This is a genomic window from Alterirhizorhabdus solaris, from assembly GCF_007785815.1.
In the GTDB taxonomy this organism is placed as follows: domain Bacteria; phylum Pseudomonadota; class Alphaproteobacteria; order Sphingomonadales; family Sphingomonadaceae; genus Alterirhizorhabdus; species Alterirhizorhabdus solaris.
Map to the genome: position 1 here is coordinate 1 of NZ_VNIM01000075.1, position 20,004 is coordinate 20,004.

A 20,004-nucleotide genomic window follows, 5' to 3' on the forward strand; every position below is an offset into this window, starting at 1 on the left:
ATCGGCCCGATCAATGCGCTGACCATCCTGGCGGAAGCCGGCGATCTGCGCCGGTTCAATCATCATCGTCAATTTCTGAAATTCTGCGGCCTCGATCTCGCAACGTGTCAGTCAGGCACGTTCCGTGGCCGCACAAAGCTGTCCAAGTACGGCAATGCACGATTGCGCCGGACCTTCTGGATGGCTGCTCAGGTTGCCGCGCGTCAGCGCGACAATAGCTTCCGCGATAAGCTCGGACGATATATCGCCGGGCACGCGGACGATGCCGACCGTCGCCGCAAGGCGATGACGGCGCTCACCGCCAAGATGGCGCGCGTGGCTCACGCCGTCATCAAGACGGGGACAGAGTACCGGCCGTTTCTCGAACGGTCGGATGCCAGGTGGAAGGACCCCTCTCTGATGTGCCGTGAGGGCGCGAGAGCGACCCTGTAGATAATGTTCGGGCCTTCCACCTGGGTGCGTATCTCGTCTTAAGGATGGTGAGGACCACGGCCGCCTCGGCGCCGCTGGATCCTGTGTTTGCTATGGCAGGGAGCGATCCCGTTGACGGTGGGAGCCATCTGGCTCAGAATGCATGCCGCGCCGATGGTTGTCGGCGCATGGATATCTGCTGGCCAAATCCGCCGCTGCTTCCCAACATAGGACGTTGTCGGTGAGTACGGTGTGCACCTTGTACGGCACCGCGGCGATTAGGTGCCGGAGGAAGTCGGTTGCGACCCTGGTGGTGGCCTTTTCGTGCAGCTCTACGAAGGCGAACTTGGAGGTGCGGTCGATTGCGACCAGCATGTAGAGCTTGCCCTGTTCGGTCCGCACCTCGGCGATGTCGATGTGGAAGTAACCAATCGAGTAGCTCTTGAACTTGCGCCTGGTGGGTGCGTCGCCCTCAATTGTGGGCAGCTGTGATATGCCGTGGCGCTGAAGACAGCGGTGCAGCGACGAGCGCGTCAGGTGCGGAATCGTCGCCTGCAACGCGTACAGGCAGTCGTCCAGCGGCAGCAGCGTATGGCGTCGGAAGGCGACGATCACCGCCTCGTCCTCGATCGATAACACGGTTGATCTGGCGACCTTCGGTCCGGTCGGCAGATCGGCTGTCGAGGTGCGCCGCTTCCACTTCGCGACGGTCTTCTGGTTGATGCCGTGACGCTTGGCCAGCACCCTCAGGCTCGCTTGACTATGCTGTATCGCTCGACGGACTGCCTCAGTCATTGTGGCGCTCCCATGGAGTACCTGGCCCATAACGCTTCCTTCCAGCTGACGGTGAATAATGCACCATCAAAGCCTGGGATCAAACATCTAGATGCCGCAGGAAGTCGCCAGCGATCCTGCGCGTGGCTTTCTTGTGCAGTTCCACGAAAGCGAACTTGGACGTCCGGTCGATGGTTACCAGCAGGCACGGCTTGCCCTGCTCGGTGCGCACGTCCGTCAGATCGACGTGGAAGTAGCCGATGGGATACGCCTTGAACTTCCTTTAGGCCGGCTTGTCGCCATCGACGTCTGGTAGTCGGCTGATGCCATGGCGCTGCAGACATCGGTGCAGCGAGGAACGCGACAGATGCGGGATCGTCGCCTGTAGCGCGTAGAGGCAGTCATCCAGCGGCAGCAGTGTGTGGCGCCGGAATGCCACCACCACGGCCTCCTCCTCGACCGTCAGCGTCGTCGACCTAGGATCCCGGGGGCCGGTCCGCAGATCGGCGGTCGATGAGCGCTTGCGCCATTTGGCGACCGTCTTCTGGTTGATGCCGTGGCGCCTGGCCAGCGCTCTCAGGCTCTCTTCACTATGCTGTATCGCTCGACGGATTGCCTTTGTCGTCGTGGCGCTCCCGTGTAGAACCTGGCCCATAGTGCATCCTTCCACTCGCTTGCAGACAATGCACCATCAATCACCGAGACCAAACATTTAGGGATCCGATCCGCAGACTTCATCAGCGCCAGCAGCCATGCGGTGCTGCGCGAAAAGGTCGAACACATAGATGCACCCGACCGGTGCTCATTGCCGCACAAAAGCTCTCGCACCGCAGGGGGGCGTTCACACATGGCTCAACGACCACATCATTGCACAGCTTCGTTGGTGCAGGGGCCAACTACCCTATCACATCACATGATCCAAACTGCCTCCGGAAAACCCGGTACGCTTCAAGATCCACCTTGACTCACAGGTTAGATGTTCCAAATCCTTAGAAATATATCTAAAATCCTAAGTGAGATAAAGTATAATATCATTTGACAAAACGAGATTGAACTTGGATTTTAGATAACTCAGATAAACCTTTAAGCTTACTGCGAATAAAGTTCTCCTGACTTTGAATCCGCAAACTCTCGTGAATAAGAGCGATGCGATCCTCGTAAGAGTACGGCTTGACACGGCGAGAGAGCACATTTGCTGCTACCAAGCCATTCATGCTGACCCGCAGGAATGGCCTGCCTGGCGGTAACTGCTCTAGTAACGTTGCCAGGTCGTCTGACATGAAGCTGCCATCCCATTGCGTACGGCTGTGCTGATGGACGATTCCCTGCGTGGCCAAAACATGGTCGACGTCGTTGAGCGAGGCTGTCTTTTTTAGTTGGTCAGCCAATCGAGGATGGTCGCCACGGATATCGATCTGTTCGACATCGTAAACTGTATGTTTGGTAAAGGCGGTTGGATGGCTTCTTAGGAAAACATCGGTATCGTGCTTTGATGGAGTCCCGATCGACTCGGTCAATGTGCGCAGCAGCAGATTGGACAGCAGTTTCTCTTCCACGCGCCGCCTGTCGAGAAGATAGGAGATCTGCTGGTCCAGTTTGAGGCGTCGCGCTTCCCGCACGAGCAGCCGGCGGTCGACGATATCCCACAGCAGGCGCTTGCGGGTATCGGGATCGTCGCCTGCATTGCGCGCGTCGGCCTCTGCGCGAAGCTCGCTCACCGTGATTTCCTCGCCATCGACCGTCGCCAGCACCTGCCCCACGGGCGCGCCCCGGCTACAGGCCGACAGGCTGATCGTCGTGAAAAAGAGCCATATCGACAGGCGGATCATTGTGACAATGCTTTCCAAGACTGGGCCTTTGCCCCGATAAGAATGACGCGAGGGTAGCGATGCAGACGATCTACGACTGGCTGACTGTAGGCATCTTTTGTGGCCTCATCACGCTCTATCTGCATCGCTCGGTCGATGTCGAGGAGCCGCGCGACGCGCTGTGGCAGTATATGGTGGTGTCGGTCGGGTGTGCGGGTGTCAACTGGCTGGGCAACGCGGGGCATCATCTGCCCGCGCTGCTGGCGCTGGCGGTGGTGCTGGTCTTCATTAAGCTGGTGCTGGCACCGTTCTGACCACTGCCGCGCCTATGCGCCGATCAGCAGACGGCGTTCCGACGGGGATACGGCGGCCATCAGCGCATTCAGGAACGCCAGCAGGGTCGCCAGCGCGGCATCCCGGTCGCGCCCCGGTACGGACACGCGGACGAGCATGCCGTCCGGCGTGCGACCGGCGATGTTTTCCCGCACAACCGCCCACCGCTGCGCCAGATAGCTGGTGGGAAAGACGTGGCCGATCCGCGTCCAGTAGAGCACCCATTCGGTGTGCAGCGGTGCCTGCGCCAGAATGATGCGCGCGGGGATGACGGGCGCCCCGGCCAGATCCAGGCCGATCGCCTCCCGCCGGCCGAGAGCGAAGCCGGCCGCAGGATAGCATCCTTCCGGGCGGTGCAGTTGGATGTCGTCGCGTTGCGTGCGGGCATAGGCGGCCAGCAGGGTGACCGGTGGCCATCCGTCCGCTTCATAGATGCGGGTCAGCAGATCGTCGTAGGGGCCGCGCCCGTCTTCCCCTTCCTCGGCGACCACCACGCCTGCGGTGCGGGCCAGCCGCCACGCGCCCAGCCGCCGGGGGATGAGTGCGTCCAGGCCCGGCCCGGCGTGCGGGCGTGGCGCGTTCAGGGCGGAGACCGCGCCGCCCAGCGCCGCCGCCGTCAGGCATAGCCCGCCGATCAGGATGTCTCGCCGGGCGATCTCGCCGGGCCGGCCTGCTCCGTCAGCCACGGCGGGGGCGGAGTCCGGCGCCAAGCGCGTTCAGCACAGTATCGACCACGAACAGGCCGAGCATCGCGACGCTGAACATAAGTAGCCCGGCAAGCTCGTGCGACAGGCCCTGCGCGGCGTCGGCGCCGACATACCAGGCGAGCAGCACGAGGACGCTCACCCGCACGAAGTTGGCGAGGATCGCCACCGGCACGATCGCCACCACCAGCAGCGCTGCATAGCGAATGCCGGCGTCGGCGCGCAGATGGATGTAGAACAACCCGATAGCGCCGAGCGTCAGCATCGAGTTCAGCCCCGCGCAGGCGGTGCGCACCTCCAGTTCATACTGCGCGATCTGGATCGTCGCGCCCGACAGCGCCACGGGATAGCCCAGCGCGTGGAACATATCGACGCTCGTGGCCGAGATCCACAGGCGCAGGGGCTGGGTGATCTCGGCCACGAGCGTCGGCGGCGGCACGACGAGGAAGGCGAGATAAAAGAGGGGAAACCAGAAGCGCCGGAAGAGGCGGGGGCCGAGATGGACTAAGGCGGCGCCGACGAAGAGCAGATAGGCCATCGCCGTTTCGATCGAGAGGATGCCATAGGCGCGGCCGAAGGCGTAAAGCAGCGCCGGCCCCGCCAGCACCGGCAGCGACGCCCATCCCCGTAGCGGCGCGGCATCCCGCGCAAATGTGGCACGGGCACGCCACAGGAGCCACGCGCCCGTTGCGAGAATGATCGGTCCCTGGCTTCCTTCCGGCGACGACCAGTGTTGCTGCCCTGCCGCGGCCAACGTCGGCAAGATGACGCATGCCAGCCCGGCAACGGCGAAAAGACGGGAGGGCGGAGGTAGCGATTGCCGGGCGATGAGGGTGCGGGCGGACATCGACGGCGATGTCGATCATCGTGGAGACCCTGTCAATGTCAGGCGCATCCGGCCGAATGCACCGCCGATCGAGGCAGGGATCGTCCCGTTCCGGAACCCGGTGAGAGATGTAACCGTTTTGACTGATTGCCACCGGAAGCTCCCGATGTTAGAGCCTTGGGCGAGGGGTTTGTATGCAGGCGAGTCCACAACAAGCTGTCAGGCGTTGGCTCGGGACGGATCTTGCCCGATCCTCCTATGTTGCCATTTCCAAGTGCGCGGGTGTCTTGCGATCTGGCCATGGCGCTTCAAGCCGGCCGGCTGGGTTTGCTACAATCCTGCGGGGGCGTCGCACCCGTTGGGTGGCTGCGGCTCTTGCCGTTCTTGTGATCGCGGCTGGTTACATCGTCGCCGTCGGCTCCGCCCGGATCGCATCGATGGCTCCTGTGAGCAGCGTGCTGGAGATGCTGGACGGGCGGTCGCCGGGTGTGCGGGGCAATGGAGCACTCAGCGACAAGCACGAACGACTGGTCGACGCGAAACCACCGCCGCGTGCGCTTGGTAAGACTTTCGGTCCGCCGGAGCAACGCGCTCTGGGCAAGGTGTTTGGTCCCGCTGATGTCGGCCCTCTCGGCAGCGACCTACCGTTCCTGCCGTTTCAGCCCGGTACGCTGGCCTTAGTCGGGCCGCCCGGCCCCCCCGGCGGACCGGTCGGCATACCCCCGTTCGGTGACGGTGGCGGTGGCGGTGGCGGCCCTGGTGGGGGTGGCGGTGGCCCCGGTGGTGGTGGTCCAGGCGGTGGTGGTCCAGGCGGTGGTGGCAGTACGCCGGTGCCAGGCATTCCCGAACCGGCGACATGGTTGCTAATGATCGTCGCCTTCGGCTTTTGCGGCTACATGCTGCGGCGGCAACGTGGCGCCCAGGCCCGCGAGACGGTATGCGAACCAATTTCCTGACGCTGGGGGTGGTTGCGCTGTCCGTCGGGATCGCATCGGTCGCGCATCACATATATAACGTGCGACAAGAGGCGCGGGCAGCCGCTGCAGTTGGCGAAATGGTGGTGCCGTCGGTCGCGGACAGTCGAACCTATCTGACTGTGGCGCAAACCGCGCAGACCGCCGATCCCGCCCTCTGGCCTGTCCCGGTCCGGTCGCTGCTCGCCATAGATCGCCGCCTGCACCACGGCGACTGGGTATGGAACGAGCGCGGCGTGCCGGCCGCACCCGTCACCGTAAGGGTCGATCTGGACGCGCAACTGGTCTCCGTCTTCCGCGGGGGGCACGAGATCGCCGCCGCGGTGATCCTATACGGGGCGGACAGCCATCTGACGCCGATCGGCCGTTTCCCGATCATAATGAAGGCCGCCAGACATCATTCGCACACCTATGATGCACCGATGCCCTATATGCTGCGGCTTACGGCCGACGGTGTTGCCATCCACGGCAGCAACGTACGCAGCGGCAACGCGACGCACGGTTGCATCGGTGTTCCGACAGAATTCGCTAGACGATTGTTCACCGTGGCCGGGCGCGGTGACGATGTCCTGATCGTCGGCAATCGGGGCAAGCCGGATACTGCTTGAAATGGTGATAACCATTCCCGATCCAGCTTCATTTAGCTGAGACTGCGAAAACCCCTCCGAACAGCCGGAGGGATATATGACATCGATACTCGGGAAGGGCAAGCTGGTCGCGAGCGCATTGTTGCTCGCCTGTCTGCCGATCGTGACGGGAAGCTTGGGCCACCGCACGGACTTCGAGGCGCGCATCTTGGCTGCCCATAACCGCGAGCGTGCCGCCCTCGGCATCCCCCCCCTGCGCTGGAACGAGGATCTGGCCAACGGCGCGAAGGACTGGAGCGATCATCTGGCGCTCACCGGCGGGTTTGCCCACTCGCCAAACGAGCCCGGACAGGATCTGGAGGGTGAGAATATCTGGGGCGGAACGCCGAAGGCGTTTTCCCCGGAGGCGATGGTGACGTACTGGATCGCCGAGAAACGCTATTTCCGTGACGGCGTCTTTCCACGCAACAGCCGCACCGGCAACGTCGCCGACGTCTCGCATTACACCCAAGTGATGTGGCGTTCCACTCGGCAGGTGGGATGCAGCCTGAGCAACGGCCGTCGCGAGGAAATCCTCGTCTGCCGCTACAGCGACCCCGGCAACATCATCGGTCGCGTGGCCTTCTGACGGGCGACTGACGGTATAAGGCGGCGGCATGGTATGGCCTCTCGCTATCGATCTTCAGCCTGTGGCAATGTTTGTGCTGTAGGGTACGATCTGCGATGTTGCGTTGCAGCACATGGCCCAGTAATCCGTGTGCGAAAATGCATTTGACGAAAGGATTGGTTCTGGCCTCTTCCGCTGACCCGCTGGCCGAACTGAAGGCGTGTTACCCGGATGAGGTGGGGCTTGACGTACCTTTGTCGACGCTGGGTCGCTGGCGGATCGGCGGTCCCGCGGATGCGATCGTCACGCCGCGCTCCGCCGGGAGCCTTGCGGACATCGTCACGTTCGTCAGGGCGCGAGGCGTGCGTCATGTGATCGTGGGCGACGGATCGAACATTCTGTTCGACGATGCCGGTTTTCGCGGCGCGGTGATCCGCATCGGCCGCGCGGTCGGTGGTTTCGCGGCGGATGCGGACGGGCATGTCCGCGCAGGGGCCGGTCTCTGGGTACCCGGCTTCGTGCGCCGTCTGATCGATCGGGGGCTTACGGGCGCTGTTCATGCGATCGGTATTCCCGGCACGCTGGGCGGGCTAGTGGTGATGAACGGCGGCAGCCAGCGTCGCGGCATCGGCGAGCATGTGACGGCGGTGAACGTGCTGACGGCCGAGGGGGAGATTGCCCGGCTGGACCGCGATGCGCTCGCCTTCGCTTACCGTTCCTCACGCTTGCAGGAAAATGGGGCGGTGGTGCTTTCCGCAGAATTCCGGTTCGAGCAAAGCAATTCCGCCGCGCTGCGCCGCGAGGCGATCGAAATCCTCGCCAGCCGGCGGGCCAAATTTCCCAAAGTGCGGGCGAATTGTGGATCCGTGTTCGTCAGCGATCCGAAGCTTTATGCGTTGATTGGTCCGCCGGGCATGGCGATCGAGCGCGCGGGGCTGAAGGGGCTTGCCCGCGGCGATGCCCGGATTTCCCCGGAACATGCCAATTTCATTGTCAACACCGGACAAGCCCGTTCGGCCGACGTGCTGGCCTTGATCGCCGAAGCGCGTACGCGGGTTCACGCGCTGACCGGCGTGGCGATGGAAGCCGAGGTGCGCCACCTCGATCCATACGGCCGGTTCCAGCCGGCGCACATGGTGGCGCCCGCTCATTTTCAGGAGATGCACGATGACGGACAGAGCGCTGCAATCGCGTGACGCCCAGCCGGCCGGTCCGGCCGACGACGGCGAGGAGATCGGCGCGGCCGAGGCGCGCTTCCTCGAAGTCGGCCGTTCCCGGCTGGAGGGGCGCGTCACCGTCAGCGGTGCCAAGAACAGCGTCCTGCGCCTGCTCGCCGCCTCGCTGCTCACGTCCGGCCGGATCGTGCTGGACAATTATCCAGACGCGCTGTTGGACGCGATCGTGCACGTCGGCATGCTCGAAACTTTGGGCAAGACCTGCCGTGTCGTCGACGGGGCGCTGGTGATCGAGGAGGCGTTCGCGCCGCCGGGCGATTTGGTGTGGGCTGGTCGCTCGATTCGCAATACGCTGCTGATTCTCGGCGCGCTCGTGGCCCGCACCGGCACCGGCAGCGTGCCGCTGCCGGGCGGGTGCAATCTGGGCGAGCGGAAATACGACCTGCACGAGCTGGTGCTGACCCGGCTCGGCGCAAGGGTGTGGGTGGAGGGCGACCGTCTGCATGCGGAGGCGCCGAACGGTCTGACTGGGGCAGAAATCACCCTGCCGCTGCGCTCTACCGGCGCGACCGAGAACGCGCTGCTCGCCGCCAGCTTAGCCAAAGGGCGGACGGTGCTGTGGAACCCGCATGTCCGGCCCGAGATACTTGACCTCTCCGTATTCCTCGGCATGATGGGCGCGAAGATCGAGGTGCGCGGGCAGGAAAGCATCGTGATAGATGGGTGCGACGGGCTGTCCGGCGTCAGCCACCGCGTGATGCCCGACAACATGGAGGCGATGACGTGGGCGGTCGGCTCGGTCATCACCGGCGGCGATGTGGAGATCGAGGATTTTCCGGCCGAGGATTTGGAAGTGCCCCTGATCTTCCTGCGGGAAAGCGGCGCGCGCATCTTCCGCGAGGGGAACGTCGCGATCGTCCGCTCGGGCCAGCCTTGGCCGGTGGAGATCTCGACCGGCCCCTATCCGGGCATCAATTCGGACATGCAGCCGCTGTTCGCCGCGTATGGCGCGTGCGCACGGGGTGAATCCCGCATTGTCGACCTGCGGTTCGCGGACCGTTACGCCTATCTCGACGAGTTCGCGCGCATGGGAATTTCCAGCCGCGTCACCAGCGGCACCGCCCGCATCAGCGGCGGCGCCCGATTGCGCGGTGCGGATGTTCGCGCGCTGGATCTGCGGGCGGGCGCCGCGCTCGCCCTGCTGGGGCTGGTGGCGGACGGGACCACACGCATCGCCGACGCTTGGCAGATCGAGCGCGGTTACGACAGGTTCCTCCAGAAGCTGATCAGCCTCGGCGCTAATGCGTCGTACACCAAATAGGTCTATAGCTCGCGGCTTAAACGGCATCAGGACTACAGTGTGATCGATTCGACCGAGACCGGCAATCCGCTGCACACAGCGTTGCGTGCCTGTCGTACGCACTTCATCTACGCGGGATTATTTAGCGGCCTCATCAACATCCTGTATCTCGCGCCGTCGATCTTCATGCTGCAGGTGTATGACCGGGTGGTGCCGACGCGGGGTTTCGCCACCCTGCTGGTGCTGACGCTGATCCTCGCCATCTCGCTGATCGTATTCGCGCTGCTGGATACGGTCCGCATGCGCTTGCTGCTGCGCGCCAGCGTGCGGTTGGAGAGGATGGCCGCGCCGGACATCCTGCACCGCATCCTCGGCACCAACGGCGCCTCGCTGATGCAACGGGCCGAGGCAATGCGCAATTTCGACAAGCTGCGCGGCACGCTGACCGGGCCTGCCATCATCGCGCTGTTCGATGCGCCATGGGCGCCGATCTACATCGTCATCTCCTATATGCTGCACCCTCTGATTGGCCTGCTGGCGCTGCTGAGTTCGATGCTGCTGATCGGCATCGCCGTGGCGAGCGACATCTATACTCGCAAGGGGCTGGAGAAGACGGGCCGGCAATCGAGTGCGACCTACCAGATTCAGGAATTTTCCATCCAGTCGGCGGAGGTCGCACGCGCACTAGGGATGCGGCAGGCGCTGGTGACGCGCCACCTGCTGGAGCGGGCGGAGCTGGTGCGCGGGCAGGGCGAGGTCGCCGGGGCTTCGGGCATCTTCTTTGCGATCACCAAGTTCCTGCGCATGCTGCTCCAGTCGCTGGCGCTGGCGCTGGGTGCCTATCTGGCGATCAACCAGCAGATTTCCGCCGGGGCGATCTTCGCCGCCTCACTGATCCTTGGCCGTGCGTTGCAGCCGGTGGAGCAGATCCTAGGCGCCCTGAAGAACGTGCTGGAGGCGCAGAACGCCTATCGCGGTCTCTCGGCCTTCTGCCGCCTGCCCAGCGCGACCGACGCGAAGACGCAGCTGCCCACACCGGCGGGCCACATCCAAGTGACCGGCGTGACCGTGCGTGTGCCGGGGGTGGACCGGCCGATCCTGTCGAACGTCAGCTTCGAGGTGCGGCCTGGCGAGATCGTCGCCGTGGTAGGGCCGAGCGGTGCGGGAAAATCCACGTTGCTGCGAGCGATGGCGGGCGCACTGGAAGTGGACGACGGCGAAATCCGCGTCGACGGCGCGAGCCTCGCGGAATGGGACCGCGAACTGCTGGGCCGTAACGTGGGCTATATGCCGCAGACGCCGACGCTGTTTCCGGCGGCGGTCCACACCAACATCTCCCGCTTCCGCGGCTATGTCGAGCCGCACGGCGAGGCGATGGATGCCAAGGTGATCGCCGCCGCCCGGCAGGCCGGTGCGCATGAACTGATTCTGCGGTTCTCCCAAGGGTACGAAACCCGGCTCGTCCCGCGCGAGGGCGGCGGGCTTTCCGCCGGCCAGCGGCAGGTGGTCGCGCTGGCGCGCGCGCTGTACGACGAACCGGCCCTGCTGTTTCTCGACGAGCCGAACGCCCATCTCGACATCAATGGCGAAACACGTCTGCTGGAGACGCTCGCCCGACTGAAGGAGCGGGGCGCGACGGTAATCGTGTCCACCCACCGAACCGGGCTGTTGCAGGCGGTGGACAAAGTGCTGCTGCTGCGCGACGGCATGGTGCAGGTGTACGGCGACCGCGACGAAGTCATACGTGGTGCCCAGTCCGCCCCGGGTGGCCGTGTAGAAGGTGCCGCGCCGCCTGCTGCCGACGACTCCGCAGCAACGGGCACGCTGCCCGCTGGGCCGTCGCCTGCGCCTCCCGCCGCGCCGTCCTCGCATGCACCGGCAAGCGATGCTGCCGACGTCCCCGGCCCGCGGGGCGTTGAGCCCACTGAAGGCGGCGACGTTCAAAAGGATTCGCTGTGACCACGGACATCATCCCGAGCCGCGACGACGTGGTGGTTCCGACCACAACCCCGGCGGACCGCCTGCATCTGGACGACTCGCCCAAGCATGCGCTGCGGATCGGGGCGGGCATCTCGATCTTCTTCTTCGTGATCCTGCTGGGCTGGGCGGCGATCGCCCGGCTGGATGCGGCTGCGGCGGGCGAGGGGCAGGTCACCGTTTCCGGCAACCGCCAGACCGTGCAGCACCGCGATGGCGGCATCGTCGAACGCCTCCCGGTGCGCGAGGGCCAGCATGTCGAGGCGGGACAGATCCTGGTTCGTCTGCAAGGCGCCGAGGTGGCCGCGACCGAACGGGCACTGGCAAGCAGCGTCATCGACCTTCAGGCGCAACGGGCGCGACTGGAGGCCGAAATCCGCGGCGGCCCGATCCGCTGGCCGGCCAGCTTCACCGCGATGACGGGCGACGACCGCATCTTGGCCGACCGGGCGATGTCGTTGCAGATCGCGCAGATCGGTGCGCGCAGCAACTCGCTTGCCTCCAATCGCGCCGTGCTCCGCCAGCAGGAAGCGGAAGTTGCGCTGCAATCGTCGGGATACGCCGCGCAGGCGAAATCCAGCGCCGATCAGCGTGCGTCCTTGGAGCAACAGCTGGTCAACACGCCCAAGCTGGCGGACGAAGGCTATGTCTCCCGCAACTCCGTCCGTGCGCTGGAGCGGGCGGTGCAGCAGTTGGAGGGGCAGGACGCCGAATATGGCTCCCGCGCTGCCGCTGCGCGCGAACAGGTAGGCCAGACGCGGCAGCAGGTGGTGCAGACCTCGCGTAAATATGTCGAGGACTCTGCCGGCCTGCTGCGCGACACGCAGTTCCAGCTGAACGAGGTGATGCCGAAATGGCTGGCCGCCAAGGACCAGCTCGAACGCACGATCATCCGCGCGCCAGTGACGGGGCGGGTCGTGGGGCTCCATGTATTTTCCGTGGGCGGCGTGATCCAGGGCGGCCAGCCGATTCTCGACATCGTGCCGGACGCCGCGCCGCTGGTCGTGAAGGCCAATTTCCAGCCCGGCGACATCGACGGGGTTTACGAGGGGCGTCAGGCGGAGGTGAAGTTCCTTTCGTTGCACGAGCGCGACCTGCCGATCCTACTCGGTACCGTCCGCAACGTTTCCGCCGACAGCCTGCGCGACGAGACGAGCGGACGCTCTTACTTCACGGCGGAGATCATGGTGCCGAAATCGCAGCTGGACCTGCTGAAGGCAGTGCGCGGCGAGGACATTGGCATCCGCCCGGGCGTGCCCGTGGCGGTGCTGGTGAAGCTGCGCAAGCGCACCGCGTTGCAATATCTGATGGACCCGTTGGTCGAGGCGTTTTCGCGCTCGATGCATGAACGCTGAGCACGGCAAAGGTGAGACGATAATGGAAATCGGTACGACCGACGCGGTCCGGCCGTCGGCTGATCGCGACGAAACGACGCTGCTCGACCTTCGCCAGATCGCGCTGACCATCCGTCGTCGCCTCTGGTGGGTGATGGCGGTTGTGGCGATCGTGCTGGGGCTGACGGTGGTCGCCTACATGCTGGTGCCGCGTCGTTACAGCGCCACCGCGACCGTGGCGCTGGACCGGCAGGTGGAGGAACTGGTCGCCCAGCCGAAGGGTGATGGCACGCTGCCGACCGATTCGCCGTCCGTCGATACCGAGGTGCAGGTACTCACTTCGCCGCGCCTGACCGGCGAGGTGGTGGATGCGCTCAACCTCGGCCGCCGCGCCGGCTTCGGCCAGCCCGATGACGGCACCGTCGTGCCGCCCGAGCAGGCGCGCCAGCGTGCAGTGCGCCGCCTGATGTCGGGCCTTTCGGCAAAGCGGGTGGGCACGTCCTATGCGATCGCGGTCAGCTATGCCGCGCCCGATCCCGCCCTTTCGGCAGCGATCGTCAACCGCACGATCGACCAGTATGTCGACGACCAGCGCACCGGGCGCGTCGGCGACCGCGACCGGGAAACCATGCTGCTCCGTGAACGGATGGGCAAGTTGCGCAGCGACGTGATCGCGGCCGAGGCGGCGGTGGCGCGTTACCGCGCCGCAACCAACCTGATCGACGTGCAGAAGGACAGCACGGCGACTCAGCAGGAAATCTCGATCCTTAACACGCAGCTCGCCACCGCCGCCGCCGACCGTGCGGCGGCCGTGGCCCGGCTGAACGCCGGCGTCGGGGCGGACGCCTCGCCGGTGATCGGTGCTTTGCGCGCCCAGCAGGCACAGCTCAGCGCCCAGCGCGCGGAACTGGCCGGTCGCTACGGCCCGCTGCACCCCGATCTGGCGAAGATCGATCGGTCGTTGACGGACGTGAATGCATCGATCGGCAAGGAAAGCGACCGTATCCGCCAGGGCCTTGCCGCCGAGGCGCGGGTTGCGGAGGGGCGGGCGGGCGCCATCCGCTCTGCGCTCTCCAGCGCCGAGGGCGGGCTGATGGCCGGCAACAACGCCTCCGTGCAGCTGAACGAGCTGTTGCGGACGGCGGAATCGGCGCGAACGCTCTACCAGTCGCTGCTCGATCGCTATCAGCAGTCGGTCGCCGGCCAAGGCACCGAGCGGAGCCGTTCGTCCGTGGTCGCCTATGCGCTGGTGCCGACCGGCCATACCTTTCCCAACCCCGCCGTCTTTGGCGTTGCCGGCCTGATGGCCGCGCTGATTGCGGCGGGCGCCGTGGTGCTGGTGCTGGAACTGCTGGAAAGCGGCTTCAAGTCGCGCCGTGATGTGGAGAGCAAGCTGGGCCTGCCGGTTCTGGGCAACGTGCCGGACCTCGCGACCATACCTGGCGTCAGCTATTCCCGCCGGGATCCTCTCGGCCCGCCCGATTATCTGGTGGAGAATGAGGCGTCGGTTTTCGGCGAGGCGTTCCGCAGCATCCGAAATGGCGCGCACATCGAGCAGGGGGAGCGCGGCATCAGGTCTCTCGCGGTCTGTTCGGCGCTGCCCAACGAGGGCAAGACGACGACCGCCATCTGCCTCGCCCGGTCCGCCGCGATGGCGGGCCTGAAGACGGTGCTGATCGACTGCGATCTGCGGCGCCGGGCATCGAGCCGGTCGATGGCGGCCGAGGCGCAGAAGGGGCTTACCGATCTGCTGAAGGGCGATGCCACCTTCGACGAGGTTGCCGTGCGCGATGCATCGAGCGATGCGTGGGTGCTGCCGCAGGGCGACGGGAAGAGCGGTTACGATCTCATCACCCAGTCCGCTATGCAAACGCTTATCGACACTCTGGCCGGCCGGTTCGATCTGGTGGTGCTGGACACCGCTCCGGTCCTGCCGCTGGCCGAGGCACGGGCGGTGGCGGCGATGGCGGACGGCGTGCTGCTGGTGACGCGCTGGCGCAAGACGCCGGTGCAGGCAGCCAAGCTGGCGACGGATCTGCTTGGCCGGGCCGGCGCCCGGATCGTGGGTGTCGCACTGACCCGCGTGAACCTGAAGGAACAGGCGCGCGCCGGCGATGGCGACGAGATGATCTACTACAACCAGTTCGCCGGTTATTACAGCTGATGCTGGCCACACAGAGGCGTGCGTCCCATGACGGGATGCATGCCTTTGTGTTTACTTGAGGCATCCCGATGCAAGCCTGACGACAGGTCGACGTCGGGTGAGTTCTCCGCCAAACCGCGCAGGCCTTTTCTCGATGCGACCCGAGTCACTTCGTTTCGAAGGCACGCTGCCGAGTGCCGCCCGACGAACCCTGTGCCGAAGCACAGTCTGTCACCCGCGGCTCAGAGACTGAACGTTACCCCGGCGGTCACGTTGATCTCATCGAAGTTGCGGCCACCGATCGCGATGTTCTGGCTGCGTTTGCGGTAGCCGACGTTTCCATCCAGCCGGAAACGTCGGTCGACGTAATAGATCGCCCCGAGGTCCGCGCCGTACCGCTTTACCCGAAGCGGGGAATTGACGTAATCCGCGTTTTCATAGTTCGCACTGGGCGACAGGATGAGGTTCGGCAGAAGCTCGTGATCCACACCCACGGCGAGTTCCGTCGACAGCGTCGCGGGTGCAGTGACCGATGCCACGTTCTTGAACAACCGCCGCGCGCGCAGGCTGACCGTGGTGAGTTCGCTGGCAAGATAATCGAGCCGGACATCGAGGGCGAGGCCGCCCCGCGTCTTGAGCGAAGGATCCTTGAAACTCTGCCAGAGGTAGCCGGCACCCAGCCGCCCGCGCAGCAACGGCGTGATGTCTCCCCGAACGCCGCCGAGCAGTTCCAGCCCGTCCGCATCGCGATCGAGAACGTTTCTTACGCGAAAGCGGCGAGCGTCGGTGCGAACCGAGCCGAACAGGGCGGGGCCACCCTCGGGCGAGCCGTAGGCGACCTCAAGCGCGGCGTCCCACAACGTGAAGTCGCGGAACTGCTGGTTCAATGGAAGGCCGGCGGGCGTTTCGGCGTTCTTGTAGTCGAACTCGCTCACGCTGCCGACGAGCGTATAGGAGAAGCGCCCCGCCGTCAGGTTCGCCCCGGCGTTCGCCGACCGCAGATCGTAGCGGACCGGCCGACGCGTGGTGATGAATTCGGTGGTGGCGCGACGATCCACGATGATGCGACCGATCTGCGCGCCGGCATCCAGCGACAGGCTGCGCGTCACGTCGAGCCGACCGGCGACGCTGCCGTTGTAGGTGGTGCCGTTCTCGGTCTGAAAACGCGAATATGCCCGCTGGTCGACGAAACCGTCTGCCTGCAGGCTATGGCGGTTCCAGTCCGACCGGGCCGTCAGCGCGCCGCGAAGGCGGCCGAATACGTCCCCATTGCCGGAATTGCGGGTCAACGTATTGGTGCCGTAGCCCACCCGCGCCGAAACCTGCGGGTAGAGACGAAAGCCGCCGGTGCGAATGCCGACCGGATCGTACTCCGGCCGGCTGCGATCCAGCACCGTGCGGCCACGCACCTGCCCGGGCCGGGTGGCGACGGGCGTGAGGATATCGTTGCCGCCGTAATTCACCCGCGGCAGCCGCGGTGAAACGTCGCTGAGCGGCGCGCCGCCCACGCTGGTGGCATCGCTATTGCGCAACGGGCCGACGCCGACCGCGTCCGACGACGAATTGGAAAGGCTGTCGGCGCTCTGGGCGAGGCACGGCGCCGCCGTGGCGGCGACCAATGCGACAAGCGAGATGCCGGTCCGACGGGCGAGGCGGATGTGGGTCATACGCTGCGGCCGGCTCAGAAATAACGCTCGCCGACGCGGATTACGTCGCCCGGCCGGATCTGAACGCTGGAATTGGCATCGACACTGTATTCGGCCTGCTCGTTCGCACGGCGAAGGAACACGCGCTTGGTGTTGGCGCGGTAGGTGAACCCGCCGGCGGTGGCGATCGCGCCGAGCACGGTCTGCCCTTCCACCGATGGATAGCGGCCGGGCTTCTGGATCTCGCCCAGGATGAAATACGGGCGGAAGTCATAGACCTCCACGGCGATGCGCGGTGAACGGAGATAGCCGGCGGCATAACGCCCGGTCAGCGCCGTTTCCAAATCGCGCGCGGTGAGGCCCACCGCCGGCACGTCGCCGACCAGCGGCAGCGTGACGGCGCCGTTGCCCGATACCTGATATTCGCCGCTGAGCTGTGGTTCGCCGTAGATGTTCACGCGCAGCTTGTCGCCAAGGCCCAGCCGGTACACGCCATCGGCGGGGGTCACCGCCGTGGTGGGCAGGGGGGGCACGCTGCCGGCGCAGCCGGACAGGGCAGACGCGATCGCGGCAAGTGCCGCCACAGGCATGGTGATGCGCCGCAGACCTCTGGATATGTGGATCATCTCACCCCTCTTGACTGGCTGCGAGCCGCTTCCATAGCGCGGCTGCGGACCGCGCGCCAGCCGAAGCCAAGTTGCGTTGCGGTTGCGTTGCATTTAGTTGCCCGCACCGAACGAATGACGGAGATGCCCGTGGCGCGAACCCGCGGCGAGGCCGAAGGTCGCGGTGCGAATCGGCTCCGGTCAGGATGGCTGTTTGCCGGCGGTGCGGTAACGCTCCTGCTGACAGCCCTGATCGGAGGCGCCGCTTTGGATTCGGTGGCGGCGCTGATGCCTCTTGTCCCGCTGCTTGCCATTGCCGCCCTGCTGGCGGGCGGACGGCGGGTGATATGGCTGGCGGTGCCGGGATTGATCGGCGCGCTGGCGCTGATCGCGGTGGAGGCGGGCGGCGGTCACGGCGATGTCGCCGGCCCGGGGGTCGTGGTGGTGACGCACAATGTCGGGCGTGAAAACCGCGATCCGGAGGGCACGGTCACCGCGCTGGCGCACAGCGGGGCGGATATCTTGCTGTTGCAGGAAACGGATGGAACGGTCGCGCCTTTCCTCCGGCGTTTGCGTGCGCAATATCCATTCGCCAGCCGTTGCCGGCGACGTTGCTCGTTCGCGATATTCTCCCGCTGGCCGCTGGGGCGCGACCGCTGGCGTTTCCGCAACGCGGGCGGCCGGGCGGTGGGGCCGGGGCTGATGCAGGTGCCGGTGCGGTTGCCGTGGGGCAGCATGGCCAGGCTGGCGACGGTTCACCTTAGCCGCCTGGGCACGGGAGAGGAGCGGGCGGCGCAGCGTGTTTCGCTGGCGGGCGCGGTGGGGCAGGTGAGCGATCCCGCGCTGATCCTGGCGGGGGATTTCAACCTGACCCCCTGGGGCCGACCGATGCGCCGGCTGGATACGGCGCTGGCACCGCTGCACCGGACGACGCGGGCGACATTCTCGTTCCCCGCGCGCTGGCACGGCTGGCGGGTGCCGTGGCCGCTGTTGCCGCTCGATCACCTCTATGCCGGGCCGGCATGGCGTGTCGCATCGGTGCAACGCCTGCCGGCCACCGGCTCCGATCATTTTCCCGTGCGCGTTAACCTTGTATGGAACAATCGCGGGATATGATAGCGCGCGGGGGCACAGGGTGCGGACTATTCGATCTGGGGTGCGGGATGATGACGAAACGGACGGCGTGGCTGACGGGCGTGGCGCTGGCGATGACCCTTTCGCAACAGGCGGGGGCGCAGCAGGCTCCATCGTCGCAGGCCGCCGTGCCGCAGGCGGGCGCGCTGCCGCCATCCTCGGTGGCGCCCGTGGTCGGCACCGAGACGCTGGGTCAGGCGATTGCCGATGCTTATGCCAACAACCCGCGGTTGCAGGCGCAGCGCGCGCAGTTGCGAGCGATCGACGAAAACGTGATCCAGGCCGCGTCGCCGTACAGGCTAAACCTGGGTATCGTCTCCACCCTGTCGTACGAGCAGCGGTCGATCGAGGCGTTCAACGAGACGGGCCGGATCAGCAACCGCAATCTCGGCGCATCGCTGACGGCATCGCAGATCCTGCTGAACGGCGGGCGCACCGCTGCGCAGGTTTCCGCCGCCGAGGCCGACGTGCTTTCCGGACGCGAACGCCTGCGCGAGGTGGAGAATTTCATCCTCCTCGAAGTCGTCGACAGCTACGTCTCGGTGCGCCGCGATCAGGAGCTGGTCGCGATCCAGGAACGATCGCTGGAAAGCTACCGCCGGCAGGTGGAGCAAGCGCAGGCGCGCGAGCGGGGCGGCGACCTGACCCGGACGGACATCGCGCAGGCGCAGGCGCAGTATGAAATCATCCGCGCGCAACTGGCGCAGGCGCGCGCCAGCGTGGAGCAGAGCCGGGCGCGCTTTGCGGTGATCGTCGGCCGGGTGCCGGGCGTGCTGGCGCAGGAACCGGACCTGCCCGGCCTGCCGATCTCGATCGACGACGCCTATCGGATCGCCGGGCGGGACAATCCGGCGTTGTGGCAGGCGATCCTTAATCGCCGCGCCGGCAAGGAGCGGATCGCCGCACAGCGTGCGGAGCGCCGCCCTCAGCTGACCGCCGAAGGGCGTATCGGCTATACGACGATCGACACGTTCGACACCGGCGATCTGAGGCGCAACATCGCCGGCGGCGTGACCCTGTCCGTGCCGATTCTGGCGCAGGGCATCATCGGTTCCCGCATCCGCCAGGCGATCGCGGACGAGCAGCGGCTCGGCTATGTCGTGGAGGACGTGCGGCGGCAGGTGGACCAGCAGGTGCTGTCGGCATGGAACCAGTCGATCACCGCGCGTGAGCAGTTGCTGGCGGGAGAGGCGGGCGTGCGGGCGGCGCAGGCTGCGCTGGAAGGCGTGCGGCGCGGCTTCGCGGAAGGTTTCCGCTCCAACTTCGAGGTTCTGGATTCCGAACAGCGGCTGCTGAACTCGCAGCTGATCCTCGCCAACGCCCGCTACGCGCGGTACGCGGGACAGGCCTCGCTGCTCGCCAATCTGGGTCGGCTGGAAGGGGCGACCTTGCAGGAGGCGACGCAGGTCTACGACAAGGCCGCCTATCTGAAGCGTCAGCGCGGGCGGCAGTTCGGCCCGTTGCAGGTGCCGTTGCAGGCGCTGGACCAGATCCAGAAGCCGGGCCGTGACGGAAGGCCTTTCCCGGTGGTGCCGGTCGCGGTAGACAGCACGATCCGTACCCCCGCGACGCCGCCGGTCGAAGGGACGCTCGCCCGCGCGATTCCGCTGGGCCGGGAGGCCGCGGTGCCGGAGAGCCGAACGGGGCCGCCCCGCCCCTGATGCCC

16 protein-coding genes and 3 pseudogenes are annotated in these 20,004 nt (G+C 65.9%); 12 read left to right on the forward strand and 7 right to left on the reverse strand.

Annotated features, from left to right (window positions below):
• Nucleotides 1-400: pseudogene (locus FOY91_RS15630) on the forward strand (transposase); the annotation flags it as partial.
• 245 nt (nt 401-645) lie between these two features.
• Here FOY91_RS15630 and FOY91_RS15635 read toward each other — a convergent pair.
• The 3 genes and pseudogenes from FOY91_RS15635 to FOY91_RS15645 form a co-directional block, all read right to left on the reverse strand.
• Nucleotides 646-1,236: pseudogene (locus FOY91_RS15635) on the reverse strand (DDE-type integrase/transposase/recombinase); the annotation flags it as partial.
• Nucleotides 1,237-1,294: 58 nt separating this feature from the next.
• Nucleotides 1,295-1,840, reverse strand: a pseudogene (locus tag FOY91_RS15640) (transposase family protein); the annotation flags it as partial.
• Between the two features lie 376 nt (nt 1,841-2,216).
• Complete coding sequence (locus FOY91_RS15645) at nt 2,217-3,014, reverse strand: hypothetical protein (RefSeq protein WP_145154043.1); 798 nt, start codon at nt 3,012-3,014, stop codon at nt 2,217-2,219.
• A gap of 59 nt (nt 3,015-3,073) precedes the next feature.
• Between FOY91_RS15645 and FOY91_RS15650 the strand changes: the two genes are divergently transcribed.
• Nucleotides 3,074-3,307: an XrtV sorting system accessory protein gene (locus tag FOY91_RS15650; RefSeq protein ID WP_145154045.1), complete on the forward strand. Its 234-nt coding sequence runs from the start codon at nt 3,074-3,076 to the stop codon at nt 3,305-3,307.
• Nucleotides 3,308-3,319: 12 nt separating this feature from the next.
• On the opposite strand, the gene FOY91_RS15655 is transcribed toward FOY91_RS15650, so the two are convergent.
• Together FOY91_RS15655 and xrt are read right to left on the reverse strand one after the other, a co-directional pair.
• Nucleotides 3,320-4,012: an exosortase C-terminal domain/associated protein EpsI gene (locus FOY91_RS15655; protein ID WP_162527244.1), complete on the reverse strand. Its 693-nt coding sequence runs from the start codon at nt 4,010-4,012 to the stop codon at nt 3,320-3,322.
• Complete coding sequence (gene xrt, locus FOY91_RS15660) at nt 4,005-4,793, reverse strand: exosortase (protein WP_162527245.1); 789 nt, start codon at nt 4,791-4,793, stop codon at nt 4,005-4,007. The genes FOY91_RS15655 and xrt overlap by 8 nt, the downstream gene beginning before the upstream one ends.
• Nucleotides 4,794-5,320: 527 nt before the next feature.
• Here xrt and FOY91_RS22850 point away from each other — a divergent pair.
• The 8 genes from FOY91_RS22850 to FOY91_RS15705 all read left to right on the forward strand — a co-directional run bounded on the left by FOY91_RS22850 (nt 5,321) and on the right by FOY91_RS15705 (nt 14,974).
• Nucleotides 5,321-5,812, forward strand: a complete 492-nt coding sequence (locus FOY91_RS22850; protein ID WP_420822887.1) for a PEPxxWA-CTERM sorting domain-containing protein — start codon at nt 5,321-5,323, stop codon at nt 5,810-5,812.
• 8 nt (nt 5,813-5,820) lie between these two features.
• Nucleotides 5,821-6,438 carry a L,D-transpeptidase family protein gene (locus tag FOY91_RS15675; protein WP_238995739.1) on the forward strand — a complete coding sequence of 206 codons (618 nt, stop codon included), beginning with the start codon at nt 5,821-5,823 and terminating at the stop codon, nt 6,436-6,438.
• Between the two features lie 76 nt (nt 6,439-6,514).
• The gene (locus FOY91_RS15680) at nt 6,515-7,045 is read left to right on the forward strand and encodes a CAP domain-containing protein (RefSeq protein ID WP_145154053.1); all 531 of its coding nucleotides are present in this window, start codon (nt 6,515-6,517) and stop codon (nt 7,043-7,045) included.
• 143 nt (nt 7,046-7,188) lie between these two features.
• The gene (gene murB / locus FOY91_RS15685; RefSeq protein ID WP_203234593.1) at nt 7,189-8,220 is read left to right on the forward strand and encodes a UDP-N-acetylmuramate dehydrogenase; all 1,032 of its coding nucleotides are present in this window, start codon (nt 7,189-7,191) and stop codon (nt 8,218-8,220) included.
• Nucleotides 8,192-9,520, forward strand: coding sequence for a UDP-N-acetylglucosamine 1-carboxyvinyltransferase (locus tag FOY91_RS15690; protein WP_145154057.1), 1,329 nt, complete (start codon nt 8,192-8,194; stop codon nt 9,518-9,520). The genes murB and FOY91_RS15690 overlap by 29 nt, the downstream gene beginning before the upstream one ends.
• Nucleotides 9,521-9,559: 39 nt before the next feature.
• The gene (locus FOY91_RS15695) at nt 9,560-11,458 is read left to right on the forward strand and encodes a type I secretion system permease/ATPase (protein WP_145154059.1); all 1,899 of its coding nucleotides are present in this window, start codon (nt 9,560-9,562) and stop codon (nt 11,456-11,458) included.
• A complete protein-coding gene (locus FOY91_RS15700) occupies nt 11,455-12,831 on the forward strand; it encodes an HlyD family type I secretion periplasmic adaptor subunit (protein WP_145154061.1) in 1,377 nt (458 codons plus the stop codon). The genes FOY91_RS15695 and FOY91_RS15700 overlap by 4 nt, the downstream gene beginning before the upstream one ends.
• A 22-nt stretch (nt 12,832-12,853) precedes the next feature.
• On the forward strand, nt 12,854-14,974 hold the full coding sequence (locus FOY91_RS15705) for a GumC family protein (protein ID WP_162527246.1): 2,121 nt from the start codon (nt 12,854-12,856) through the stop codon (nt 14,972-14,974).
• A 221-nt stretch (nt 14,975-15,195) separates the two neighbouring features.
• Here the strand turns inward: FOY91_RS15705 and FOY91_RS15710 are convergent, their stop codons facing one another.
• A complete protein-coding gene (locus tag FOY91_RS15710; RefSeq protein WP_145154065.1) occupies nt 15,196-16,620 on the reverse strand; it encodes an outer membrane beta-barrel protein in 1,425 nt (474 codons plus the stop codon).
• A 14-nt stretch (nt 16,621-16,634) separates the two neighbouring features.
• Complete coding sequence (locus FOY91_RS15715) at nt 16,635-17,225, reverse strand: polysaccharide biosynthesis/export family protein (protein WP_145154066.1); 591 nt, start codon at nt 17,223-17,225, stop codon at nt 16,635-16,637.
• 267 nt (nt 17,226-17,492) lie between these two features.
• On the opposite strand from FOY91_RS15715, the gene FOY91_RS15720 reads away from it, so the two are divergent.
• Complete coding sequence (locus FOY91_RS15720) at nt 17,493-18,320, forward strand: endonuclease/exonuclease/phosphatase family protein (RefSeq protein WP_162527247.1); 828 nt, start codon at nt 17,493-17,495, stop codon at nt 18,318-18,320.
• Nucleotides 18,321-18,370: 50 nt separating this feature from the next.
• Complete coding sequence (locus FOY91_RS15725; RefSeq protein WP_162527248.1) at nt 18,371-19,999, forward strand: TolC family outer membrane protein; 1,629 nt, start codon at nt 18,371-18,373, stop codon at nt 19,997-19,999.
• Nucleotides 20,000-20,004: the final 5 nt, after the last annotated feature.